At 39.9% G+C, this 13522-nt stretch carries 7 protein-coding genes; 4 read left to right on the top strand and 3 right to left on the bottom strand.

What is annotated here, in order from left to right; all coding sequences use genetic code 11:
• The first annotated feature begins 1090 nt into the window (after positions 1–1090).
• Together dnaX and ACKTS5_RS08415 are read left to right on the top strand one after the other, a co-directional pair.
• Entirely contained in the window at positions 1091–2815 is a 1725-nt protein-coding gene (gene dnaX, locus ACKTS5_RS08420; protein ID WP_408043424.1) for a DNA polymerase III subunit gamma/tau, read from the top strand.
• 62 nt (positions 2816–2877) lie between these two features.
• A complete protein-coding gene (locus ACKTS5_RS08415; protein WP_408043423.1) occupies positions 2878–4533 on the top strand; it encodes a MutS-related protein in 1656 nt (551 codons plus the stop codon).
• Here ACKTS5_RS08415 and ACKTS5_RS08410 read toward each other — a convergent pair.
• A complete protein-coding gene (locus tag ACKTS5_RS08410; RefSeq protein WP_408043422.1) occupies positions 4520–6340 on the bottom strand; it encodes a cation:proton antiporter in 1821 nt (606 codons plus the stop codon). The genes ACKTS5_RS08415 and ACKTS5_RS08410 overlap by 14 nt on opposite strands.
• 81 nt (positions 6341–6421) lie before the next feature.
• Between ACKTS5_RS08410 and ACKTS5_RS08405 the strand changes: the two genes are divergently transcribed.
• Both ACKTS5_RS08405 and ACKTS5_RS08400 read left to right on the top strand, forming a co-directional pair.
• Positions 6422–7249, top strand: a complete 828-nt coding sequence (locus tag ACKTS5_RS08405) for a universal stress protein (protein WP_408043421.1) — start codon at positions 6422–6424, stop codon at positions 7247–7249.
• Between the two features lie 8 nt (positions 7250–7257).
• Positions 7258–9474, top strand: a complete 2217-nt coding sequence (locus ACKTS5_RS08400; RefSeq protein ID WP_408043420.1) for a SulP family inorganic anion transporter — start codon at positions 7258–7260, stop codon at positions 9472–9474.
• Here the strand turns inward: ACKTS5_RS08400 and pbpC are convergent.
• Positions 9458–12193, bottom strand: coding sequence for a penicillin-binding protein 1C (gene pbpC / locus ACKTS5_RS08395; protein WP_408043419.1), 2736 nt, complete (start codon positions 12191–12193; stop codon positions 9458–9460). The genes ACKTS5_RS08400 and pbpC overlap by 17 nt on opposite strands.
• 108 nt (positions 12194–12301) lie before the next feature.
• Positions 12302–13426 (bottom strand): metallophosphoesterase family protein, encoded by a 1125-nt coding sequence (locus tag ACKTS5_RS08390; protein ID WP_408043418.1) that lies wholly within the window; start codon positions 13424–13426, stop codon positions 12302–12304.
• Positions 13427–13522 lie beyond the last annotated feature (96 nt).

Genomic DNA, 13522 nt, shown 5'->3' with positions numbered 1-13522 from the left:
GAAACATAAAGTAAACAGTAGCACTGTCCCTAAAAAGAAACACGAATTTCAAGTTTAACCTTACCTCTTATCACATATACAATACTTTTGCCCCCTAGGCAGATCCACCTGGCACAATTAACATTCCTAAATCTTATTCAATTCATTATTTGAACCTTTTTTTATCCTCAGTAATTCAGCACGTCTCTACTCTATGCTTAGTATTTAAGAACATAGGTTTATAATAAACGCTATTATTTCCCCATTCACCGACAGCTAATTGTCACTCATCCAAATACCGATAAAACAACCGAACTGCCATCGTATCTTTGAAGTGTCAATGAAACATAAAGTAAACAGCGCCGAACAGCTAAGCCGTCCCTAAAAAGAAACATTGATCGCTAGACAAAAGAAAACATCGAAATAGGAAACAAGGTAGCAACCTCGTGAAACATAAAGTAAACAGTAGCACTGTCCCTAAAAAGAAACACGAATTTCAAGTTTAACCTTACCTCTTATCACATATACAATACTTTTGCCTCATCGGCAGCTCTACCTACACAGTGAGCACTCCAAATCCTATCCAACTTATTTTTTGAAACTTTATTTATCCTCAGTAATTCACCTCGTCTCTACTCCCTGCTTAGTATTTAAGAATATAGATTCATAATAAACGTTATTATTTTCCCATTCACCGACAGCTAATTGCCACTCATCCAAATACCGATAAAACAACCGAACTGCCATCGTATCTTTGAAGTGTCAATGAAACATAAAGTAAACAGCGCCGAACAGATAAGCCGTCCCTAAAAAGAAACATTGATCGCTAGACAAAAGAAAACATCGAAAAAGAAAACAAGGTAACCCCCTCGTGAAACATAAAGTAAACAGTAGCACTGTCCCTAAAAAAAAACACGACCCAAAGTAATGTAGTTCCTGAGTTACCTGTCAAGTACTGAAATAGCGCTACCGCACAAGGTAGTACCACCATTCTTCAATCGCCAAGTTCCTGGCACTCAACAAATGTTCACAACTTTCTAGATTCCTCAATTAATTTCTTTGTGAATTGAAAGGTTGTTTTCTATTTTTGCTTAGTAAATAATAGAGCTCAATGGAACATTTTATCGTATCAGCAAGAAAGTATCGTCCTCAAAACTTTGAAGATGTGGTAGGGCAGCAAGCCATCACCAATACCCTTGAAAATGCTATAAAAAACAATCATTTAGCGCAGGCTTTGTTATTTACAGGACCTCGAGGTGTGGGTAAAACTTCCTGTGCTCGTATTTTGGCGAAGCGTATTAATCAAGAAGATGCTGGCAATAGTGAAGATGAGGATTTTGCATTCAATATCTTCGAGTTAGATGCTGCTTCGAATAACTCTGTTGACGATATTAGAAACTTAACTGATCAAGTTCGTATTCCCCCTCAAACAGGAAAATACAAAGTTTATATTATTGACGAGGTACACATGCTCTCACAGGCCGCTTTTAACGCATTTCTGAAGACCTTAGAGGAACCACCCGCTCATGCTATTTTTATTTTAGCGACCACCGAAAAGCACAAAATCATCCCGACGATACTCTCAAGGTGTCAAATTTTTGATTTCAAGCGAATCAGTGTACTGGACGCCAAAGAGTACCTTAAAACCATTTGTAGTAGAGAAGGAATAACCGCTGACGATGATGCTTTACACATCATTGCGCAGAAAGCAGATGGTGCCATGCGTGATGCGCTTTCTATTTTTGACCGCGTTGTAAGTTTTTCTGGAACTGAACTAACACGAGCAGCCGTTACTCAAAACCTCAATGTTTTAGATTACGACGTGTATTTCGAAATGACCGATTTATTAGTTGAAAATAAAATCCCGGAGGTTTTAATGGCCTACAATGCAGTTTTAGCCAAAGGATTTGAAGGACAGCACTTCATTACAGGATTGGCAAGTCATTTCCGCGATTTATTAGTTGCTAAAGATACGGCTACCATCAGTTTGCTCGAAGTTGGGGATAGTACCAAAAAGAAATACCTGGAACAGGCAAGTAAAACTGGACTGCAATTTTTACTACAGGCCATAGACAAAGCCAATGATTGTGACCTTAAATATCGAGGAAGTAAAAATCAACGCCTACTGGTTGAACTTTGTTTGATGCAAATTGCCTCTATCAATTTTGATGGAGCAAAAAAAAAATCTAGCAACTACATAATACCGGCTACCTTTTTCACGGCGCTAGTCCCTACAAAGGCAAAAGTACCTACGAAAGCAGTTACTGATGTCATTCAGGAAGCAGCAGGAGCCGTTAAAGTCCCTGTTACCAATACACAGGAAGCTCCTAATCAAACTGTTCAGGAAACCAATAGACCTCCTTTGCTTAAGAACATCAAACGTCGTACTTCGGCATTTTCTTTGAAGAATGTTCACCAAAAGAAGGAATTTAAAGGCGGTAATGATGAGGAAAATTACGACAACCACCCGAGAACACCGTTTACCCACGACCAGTTAAAAGATGCTTGGAGAAAGTACTATTTTAAACTTCAAGACATGGGAGAACGCAGCATCGCCGCTGTGATTGCTTCAGGAGAACCACAATTGTTAGAAAACTTTAAGGTATTATTTTCTGTTCCTAATGAATTGATGAAAAATCAACTTCAAAAAGGAAAACCCAAACTACTGCGCTTTGTGCGCGAAAAGCTCAACAACTACGGTATTGATATCCAAGTTACCGTCAATGCAGTTGAAGAAAAAAAGTTTGCTTATACCCCGCATGAAAAGTTCGAAAAACTAAAGGAGAAAAATCCGATGATCGCACAATTGAAGTCCACCTTTGGTTTAGATTTATAAAATGTTAGTGTCTTGCTGTAACATATTCAAAGGAACTACTACCAATAACTATATCACAGGCTATGGATTATTTTTTTGGAACCTTTGTTTTAATACTTTGTGCGTACCTCTACAGCAGATACGACAAAAAGAAACGGTATAGAAAACTACGACGTGTTTTGCATCGTACTTGGGGCAAACCTGTTAAGAACAACCTTATCGACTTTTCTTTAGTTCGAGCTTATTTTGAGCATAAATCCACCTCTAAAAACAGTACGACAATTCGTGTAAGCGATCAGGTAACTGACGATTTAGACCTACACGACGTTTTTATTCGCCTTAATAAAACACGTTCTAAAATAGGTACTCAATATTTGTACTACCTGTTGAGAACCGAAGGCTCTGCTCAACAACTGCAGCACTTTAATACCCTCAGAACTGCATTTAGCAAGCAACCTGAACTCGCAATCAATTGCCAGCTAGCGCTATCAGAACTCGGACATTCCAAGGTTTATTATTTCGAGCAACTGATTCACGGAGCTCCCATTAAACCTTCAAAATATCATCTTGCCATCCAAGTGATGACTGTATTCACCATGGCATTGCTGGTCGGGAGTTTTTTTATGCCGATTTTGAGTCTGGGGCTTATCCCAATTTTAGCTATCAATACCGTTGTGCACTACGCTAACAAAAGCAATTTGCATTACTATCTGAACGGGGTTACCCAACTAAACAAAGCCCTGCGCATTGCTAAATCACTCTACAAAAACGAGCTTATTTCCAAGCATTTCGGAACCACGCCTTGCTTTTCCAAGTTGGAGAAGATGAAATTAAAGACAGAATTTATCGCTTTTGAAAATCATATTGATAATGAATTTTTATTTGCCTTTTGGATGGTTTCCGAAATTATCAAGATACTGTTCAACATAGAATACTTAGCTTTCTTTAGCTTTACCAAAGACCTAAGTACTCAACAACAGTCTTTAGATGACCTCTTTTGTTTTTTAGGGGAGATTGACAGCGCATTAGCCATCGCTTCAGTACTCGCGGAAGATACGAGTACCTGTATGCCCGTTTTTACCGAACGTACAGTGGCTATAAAAAACTTGTACCACCCACTGCTTGAAAACCCCGTAACCAACAGCCTCCAATTGGAAGGAGACAGTGTTCTGCTCACGGGCTCGAACATGTCAGGAAAAACTACATTTATCAGAACAGTTGCCGTTAACGCCTTGCTTGCACAGCGATTTCATTTTGCCTTTGCTACGAGCTACCGTGCTCCTTTTTACAGGGTACTATCGTCGATTCGCATTAGCGATAATATACAAGAAAACACAAGTTATTTTTTGGCCGAAGTCCAAACTGTTAAAACCTTGCTCGAAGCCGCTGATGGCAATAGACCTTGTTTATTTGTCTTAGATGAGCTTTTAAAAGGAACCAACACTGCTGAACGAGTTTCTGCTGCCTTTGCCATCTTAAAATACCTAAACCAAACACAACATACAGTATTTGCCGCAACACACGATTTAGAATTGACATCTCTACTAAAAAACTACGGGTACCTACCCTATCATTTTAAGGAGTCTGTTGCCGGTGGAGGTCTTATTTTCGATTACAAATTACAAGAAGGAATCTTACAAAAAAGTAATGCTATCGAAGTACTCAAATCAAATGAGTACCCCAATAGCATTCTCGAAGATGCTAGGGCTACAAGAGCCCAATATTTTAATCAAAAGTAACCTTTTTCCCTAGGTATACAATGCTGTCATTTTCATGAACACTGCTGCGTTCCACTTCAGGTATCACTGCTAATGTTTTTGAGTTCTTTAAGAACAACGGAATTGCTTTGCGTTCCGCAGTTATCAAATTCAACTTCTCCTGATAATCATCGAACGACTTCACCGGTGCCTCGTGAATAGACGGATAGTCACGCGCACTTTCATTCAAATTGATATAGTCGTCATTTGGCGTAAACAACATGTCTTCATTTTCACACTGTTTTTCACGTGCTTCGTTCTGTGAAGCCAGTCGATACGTTCCTCGCTCACCATAAATGGCTGAAAACTGATTAATCGCGTATTTGTTTACTTCATCACTTCCCGTCATGGCAATCAAATACCCTACGTCATTTAACTCTGCATCATCATCAATGGTGTCGTTGTATATATCAATATCGAAGGCTTCAATTCCTAAATTTCTCGCCTCTTCAATATAACTTTTATTCTGATCGAGGAGCACTACTCTTCGACCATTACCTATTAAATACTTTGCTATCACACGCGCTGCATCTGAAGCTCCAATCATTACAATGGCTTCTGATCGCGTTAAGAAAACTCCCACGATTTTTGCAAACAAACGGGCAGTAGTAGCATTCAGTAATACCGTTCCTAGCACAATCATAAACACCAACGGGGTGATATATTCCGCCCCTTCTACACCTTGCTTCATCAATTTGGTCCCAAAAAGAGAAGCAATCCCTGCAGCCACAATACCTCGTGGCCCTACCCAACTGATAAATAATTTCTCGTTGAGTTTCAGCGTTGAACCATAAGTACTCAGAAATACTGCTAATGGTCGGATCACAAACACTACAGCAGCAAATAAATACAACGCTTTCCAGTTAAATACCAAAAGGAGCTGATCTATGTTCATATTGGCCGCGAGTAGAATAAAAAGAATAGAAATCAGCAATACCGATAACGATTCTTTAAAATACAACAGTTCATCAAAACTTTTCAGGTTGCTATTGGCGATTACCATTCCCATCACTACTACCGATAACAGTCCAGATTCATGTGCAAACAAATCTGACAATACAAACACGAAGAGTACTAGTGATAATGATACGACATTGAGCAAGTAATGTGGTACTAGTTTTTTATTGATGATAAAAATCAAGGCATGAGCAAAGGTAAATCCGAAGGTAGATCCAAAGAGTAAAATTTTACCAAACTCCATCAAAGCAGTTTTGGTAAAACCACTACCTCCACCTACACTGATAAACTCAAACACCAATACTGCGGCTAATGCCCCAATAGGGTCAATGAGTATTCCCTCCCATTTAAGTACGGCAGCGACGTCTTTTTTCAAAGGTATATTTCTCAGAATTGGAGAAATTACTGTAGGTCCTGTTACGATGATCAACGCAGAGAACAGCATGGATATTTCCCATCCTAAATCAAAGGTATAATGCGCAACTATGGCAGCAATAGCAAAGGTAACTCCTGCTCCCAACGTAATTAATTTTGAGATAGCTGGCCCTACATTGGCTATTTCACTTTTTCTCAGTGTCAATCCACCTTCAAAAAGTATGATACTTATGGCCAGTGACACAAAATAAAACAGTCCCTCTCCCGGAAACAATCCATTCTTTCCATTCCATATGGGTTCTATCCATTTACTCCCATCATTACTAAAAAATTCTGCGGCTATCGGACCTACCAATAAACCGATTAAAATTAAAGGTAAAATAGCGGGAATTTTAAACTTCCACGCCACCCATTGGGCAAGTATCCCTAAAATAATGATTCCTGCAAGTTCAATCATAAAGTTTTTATTACGCTTGTTTAAGTATATTTTTTAAAACTACAATAAAATTTTATATTCGAACTCTAAATTTTTAATATTTTGATTCACAAGATTATTGTTGGAATTGCTTTTTCCCCTAACCTAAAAGCTAACTTTTTTGAAGCCATACGATTAGCCAACACCTTTAATGCTGAACTCATCGGAGTACATGTTGGCGTCAAAACAACAGCGAAAGAAAAAGAGTTAGAAACCCTGTTGAAAAGCGCTCCTCTAATGAAAGCGAAATTCACAGCCATTTGGCAAGATGGTGATCCGGCAAACGTAATCATAGAAACCGCAACTGAACTGCGTGCTGACCTTTTGATAATCGGTGCTTTGCAACGCGAAAACCTATACAAATATTACGTAGGGTCTATAGCTCGTAAAATCACCCGAAAGTCTCCTTGCTCCGTATTGCTATTTATAAAACCTTCAGTTGAACGCGTTCCTTGCAATCACATGGTTGTCAATGGACTCGAAAACCACGATACTCAGAAGACTTTACAAACCGCTTTTTACGTCTCTAGACACCTCGGATGTAAACGCGTTACCATCGTTGATGAAATAGACCAAAAAGCCCTTAAGGTGAATGTCTGTGACGATAAAACACTTCAAGAAGCTACAGTGGCGAAAGAAAATATGACTCACCAAGAGAACGAACGAATACAGCGGGAACTCGCAGGAGTAAATATCGGTGATACCATCGTAAAAACCCAAAGTATATTCGGAAAGCGGGGATACAGTATTGGGCATTACGCCAAAGTTAAACGGGCAGACTTGCTAGTCATGAATGCCCCCCAAAAAACGAGTTTACTCGATCGTATTTTTCCTCATGACCTCGAATACATCTTATCGGATTTACCTACTGATGTATTAATCGTAAAATAATATTGACTATGAAAAACACACAAAACGCAAAGGCGTTTATGGCTGCTTTGCCACAAAATATATTCGCTGGATTTGTAGTTTCGTTAATTGCACTTCCCTTAGGTTTCGGATTAGCTATTGCCTCTGGAGCTCCACCTATGTCAGGTGTTATTGCCGCGATAGTAGGAGGAACACTCGCTGCAATTTTGGGCGGATCCAACGTCACCATTACCGGACCAGGTAATGGATTGGTCGTAGTGGTACTCTCCGCCATCACAGTACTAGGAGCCGGTGATATGTATACCGGGTACCTCTATACGCTGGCTGCCATAGTCATCTCCGGAATCATCATGATTATCTTAGGTTTTCTCCGCTTGGGCTCTCTGGGAGACTTTTTCCCGTCATCAGCCATTCAGGGAATGCTCGCCGCTATTGGTATCGGAATCTTTGCTAAACAAATTCACGTAATGTTCGGGAATTTAAACGAAAAAGGGAGTATTGTGCAATTACTTGTCAGGGTACCGGAAACGATTGTTAACTTTTTCCAAACCAATGATACGAGTTTTTTCTATGCCGGAATGGTCGGAGTTGTCAGCTTACTCATCATGGTATTTTACAGTAAAATTCGAAATAAATATTTCCAATTGATTCCTGCTCCTATGTGGATTGTAGTATTGAGCGTAGGCATGTATTACTATTACGAATACCTAGCATCAAGCCCCTACCCGATTCATTCGGATATACTGATAAAGCTTCCCGACAATGTCTTTTCGAGCTTTGCCTTTCCAAACTTTGACAAATGGCATGAATTTGAGTTTATCAATGCCGTTGTGGCCATCACCTTAATAGCGAGTATTGAAAGTTTACTAAGTATCAAAGCAGTGGACAAACTCGACCCTCTCAAGCGACGTTCTAACGTAAACAAAGATATTAGGGCACTCGGCTTCGCAACAGTTGTCAGTGGCCTTTTAGGAGGTTTAAATGTCGTTACTGTAATTGCCAGGAGTTCTGTAAATGTTAACAACAAAGGAAGCAACAGGTCTGCTAACTTTTTCCACGCTACCTTTTTAGTACTCTTTATTCTTTTGTTCGCTTCTGAATTACGCAAAATACCATTGCCTGCCCTAGCGGCAATTCTCGTTTATACAGGCTATAAATTAGCTGCTCCAAGTAATCTAAAAAAAGTATTCAATATCGGAAAAGAGCAATTGGTAATCTTTTTAATAACCTTAATCACGACCATTACAACTAATTTAATTACAGGAATTCTCATTGGGATTTTTTCGACATTTCTCATTCATATCATTATCAATAAAAATCTGAGTTTATTCTTAAGAAATGTTTTAAAACCCAATGTTTTGATGTTTACTGAAGATGGTAAATACTACGTATCTGTAAAAAACTTTTCGAGTTTCTTAAATTATACTAAGCTCAAATCAAAACTGAATCAAATTCCAGAATCCAAAGAAGCTATTGTCGACTTTTCACTTTGCGACTTCGTCGATCATTCGGTAATGGAAAATATGAATAATTACGCGGAGACTTTTAAAAGAAAAGGGGGACACTTCGAGGTAATCGGACTCGACGGCTATAAAACAGGAAGCTCACATCCGTTTGCACTCCGAAAAAACTCACTTGACAACGAGGTTACGACCAAAAAATCAAGTGCCCTTACCAAGCGTCAAAAATCATTGCACACCATCAGTGAGGAATTGGGTTGGACTTACAAAACGCACCCACAAGAGGTCACAGAAATACCGTCATTTGGTTATTTCAAAACACGTCAAATAAATCAGGTTTCAAATATATTATCAAACGACAAATGCACCCTTTTTGACGTACAATTTTCAGAAGGAGAACTCTTTGCTCAACAAATTGTCAAAGCTACGATGTTGTACATAAGATTGGATAATATTCCAGAGTTTACATTAGACAGAGAAGGAATTTTCGAATACATTTATCACTTTGCAGGGTTTAATGATATCGAAATCACTGCCCATCCTGACTTTAGCAAACGTTTTTATCTTTCGGGTAAAGACGAAAATGCCATCAAAGCATTTTTTACGGACGAGCTTATCTTATTCTTTGAAAGTAACAATTACTACCATATTGAAGGTAGTGAAAAAGGCTTGCTCATTATCGGGAAAGAACGCTTGGCAGGTGTTCGAGAAATTAAAGGCTTAGCAGATTTTGGAATTCGATTAAAACACTGCTTACAAAGCACCGCTGTTAGTACAGTTCAATAAATTTTATTTCTTTATTACCTTGTTCATCAACAGTGGTTAGCGTATGTATGCCTAAGGCGGGCTTTACCAAAAATTCATGGACATCCGTAGTAGACCCCAAATACCTATCATCCAAATACCAGTGCACTTTGGTATTTGGGTTTCTGTGGGTAAGTTTTAGAACAATTCCATTCACTTTCCCCTCTATACCTTTCGTCAAACTTAATTTCGTCCATTTCTTTGCCGGGAAAACAAAATCCATCATTTTCTCTTGCCCCTTTACACAATCACTTCTCATTGGAGGTAAAGCACGATAAAAAATATCCTTTTGCTTGTAATAATGCTCCATGATTGGTGGCAATACAAACCACAAGGCCTGCTTGCGCTTATCGACACTTTCACAGGATGCATTTACACGGAATTTCTCCTCCATATCCACAGTGATCTCTTTGTGATACGGACAGGGAGCTCCCATTTCTCCTTTTTGCGGTACCAGTTTCTCAACTTTTGGACACAAGGGTAAGGCCAAATACCCGCTGCGCTCGCATAACTCTATAGCTACCAGATCTTCATGAGGTTCAAGAAACCAATCACTTTTGGGCAATAGCTCAAACACATTAAACAACAAAGGCCCTGCACTGCTTACCCCTGTTAAATCAGGGCGTCCTTCTCCATCCGAATTTCCAATCCAAACTCCTACTACGTAGTCTTTGGTTACTCCGATAGCCCAAGCATCTTTATTTCCGAAACTCGTTCCCGTTTTCCAGGCAATTTTTTGCGCTGAATCGTAATACTTCCAAGCCTGACTACTCGTAGGCCTGTTTACCTCTGTCAGTGTTTCAAGCGTTAAAAAGGCCGCACCTGCACCAATGTGCTGTGGTGCTGTTAGTGTATTCCCAAAATGTACCTGCTCCTTCTCCAGCAAAACAGGCTCCGCAAACTCATTTGAATAATACTGGTGATCCAGAGCTTCAAAATGCGAGACCATGCCTGAATATCCTGCATAGGTTTTACACAAATCCCACAAACTCGCTTCCGCCCCACCGAGAATTAAGGAAAGTCCGTAATACTCAGCCGACTTATCCAGGTGTTGTAAGCGATAGCCTTTGAGTTCATCTCGAAATTTTTCCAAGCCATAGCGTTGTAACATACGAACCGCAGGTATGTTTAGCGATCGCGTAAGAGCTTCATTCGCTGGTACAGCTCCATCGAATTTTAGACTGAAGTTCTTTGGAGAATACCCAGCAATTTCAACGGGTATGTCTGCTAACAATTGTGTTGGCAGTAACTCTCCGGCATGGAGCATGTGTCCGTATAGTATCGGTTTTAGTGTACTTCCAGTACTTCTCCTAGCCATGATATTATCAACATCTTTGTGGTGTATTTTTGTCGTTGGAGTATTCCCTACATAACTCAATACTTTTCTGTCTTTTACACGCAGTACTAATACAGCTGCATTGTGCACTTCGTTCTGTTTCATTTGACGATAGTGCAAACGAACCTGCTCTTGTACTTTTCGTTGCAAAACAGCATCCAATGATGTTTGCAATTGCTGACCAGGATGCTTAGTTGCCAATCGCTGAACCACGTGGGTAGCGTAACTCGGCAGTGGATATGGCTTTTGGGGTAACTCCTCTTCCTTGGCAAGTTCACAAGTAATACTATCGATAATCTTTTTTGCCAATAATTTATCTAAAAGAGCATTTCTTTTTGCCTTTAAACGGCTTTGATTTTTTCCAGGATAAATCAGTGAAGGAGCATTGGGCAATACCGCTAAAGTAGCACTTTCTGCCCACGACAACTGATGTGGAGCTAATCCGTAATATCTCCAAGCAGCCATTTCTAATCCTACTACATTACCTCCGAAGGGCGCGTGTGAGGCGTATAATTTGAGAATTTCTTCCTTGCTATAGCCGAGTTCTACACGTGTTGCCCAAATGAGCTCAATACACTTTTCTAGGTAAGAACGCTTTTTGTTTTTACGTGCTAACCTCACCACTTGCTGGGTTAAGGTACTCCCTCCTCTAACAATCCTATTCGCTTTGCGATTTTGCTGAAAGGCCCTAACAATAGATACCGGGTTAAACCCCATATGCTTGTAAAAATAAGCGTCTTCAAACTGTAGAATACAGGCTTTAAACTTATTAGGTACTGAATCTAACTCCGGAAATCGCCACTGTCCATCTTTCGCAATTACCGCTCCCATCAGTTCATTGTTACGAGCTTTTACCACTGTGGAATTAGGAGCAACAAACAAGGTATCAGGAATACAATTTGCGTACCATCCTAGTAGGAGTACTAGCAGTAGTATTCGCCATAGATACTTCTTAAAACGAGCAAGAATCCAGGGAAATCCCAGTTTTTCCCTGCGCATTTTTTGTACCGTACTCATCGCCACTACCAAAAATACAAACAGTGTAATATCTCTTAGCACTACCGAAGTACTTTCAATGGTATAATCGAGCTCCCCCGTAACGATGTAATAAATATTCACCCCCAAAAAGACCATCGCAGCTCCTAAAATAAGATAGCCACCTATATTTCGTAATACCCCCAAATGCTTCGGAGCGTACTTTCGTATAAGCATATATCCAACCACGATAGCTAAAAGTGCCAATATCCAATAGGCACCAGAAGCTCCAGCGTATACTAATTGTAATATTCCCGACAAAAAACAAACGAAAACAATGGGAATACCGATGTTTTTCCAAGTAGTGATAAAAAAATCTCTTCTATTCATAAACGTCTTAATTTCTTAGCTAATTTTCCTCAAATATACGCCAAATAGCAAAAAAAAACCACCAATCTGTCTCCTGATTGATGGTTAAAATACGACGTAAATCGTCGGCTATTTTGTATAGGGGTTTGCGTTTTTTTGCCAAGTCAATGTAGTGTGATCACGTACCGTGCTGGGATTGTTGGGAACCGCTTTATAGTAGGGATTTCCTTTATCGTAGCCCATAGACGTCAATACCACACGCCCGTCTGTCATAAGATCAATTTTCGAATAGCCGAAAAACGTAGCCTCTCCCGGACTACCACTATTTCCAGCGATCACCTGGTAGGTACCTTCCCCCTCTGGTTGCATGCGCTGGTAATCGTGTAAATGTGCCGAAAGCATGGCTATAACACGGTTGTTACGCAGGGCCGGCCACAATACAGGTCCTTCCGGAATTCCTGCATGTCCAGTTTGTGGTTGACCACTCACATAATAAGGCTTATGCCCCAACACAAAAACGTGCTCGATGGCTGGATTTTCACGGTAAGCTTTTACCTTGTCAATAATCCATTGTGTCGGAATTTGGCCTTCCAGACCATAGGGATTTTCTTTGGTAGGTGCATTATAAGTATCTGTATTCATCAACACAAACCCTATATTTTTTCTTGTAAATGCAAAGGTCATCTGATTGTTAATACTATCATTTCCTGTCACTACCTCTCTGTCCGTAGGCATATATTTTGCCATGTGCTTCATCCAAATTTCTGTAGCTCCTTTTAAAGGCCATTCATCGTGATTGGGTACGTTATAATCATGCCAATACAACATTTCGTGATTTCCAGGAACGGCGACCATTTCAATCCCTGCTTTTGATATGGGGCTAAAACTCGTATCGTTGTACAAGGCATTCCAAGCAGTTAACTGCTGCTCTAAATTTTCAGTGGTCGATTCTGCCAAAACCATATCTCCTAGAAAGAAGAACAAATCTGGTTTGCGTTCTAGCGCTGCAATCTCTGTCCAAATGCGCTTCATTGCCGACAAATTTGCGGTGGACGCATTGGTTGCTGTACTGTCGCCTACTTGTTTTCTGTCAACTCTGTTACAACCAAGAAACACAAAACTAAAGGCTATACTGTCTTTAGCAACTTGTTTTTCCGAAGGAAGAACTTCAGATGTTTTGGTTTTTTTCGCGCCTTGACAGCTGACCGCCATCCACGCTAATAAGACTAAAATAAGATAGTTTAAAAACTTCATAGTATTTCGTTTGGGTTAGTTACCCAAATATACACCTTCTCACCTATAGCCCCCTAAAGATCAGACAAAAAAAAGAGGTGACTTCCGCACCTCTTT

The sequence above is a fragment of the Tenacibaculum litopenaei genome, from assembly GCF_964514025.1.
GTDB classification, from domain to species: domain Bacteria; phylum Bacteroidota; class Bacteroidia; order Flavobacteriales; family Flavobacteriaceae; genus Polaribacter; species Polaribacter litopenaei.
This window is presented reverse-complemented; position numbering and strand designations above follow the sequence as displayed.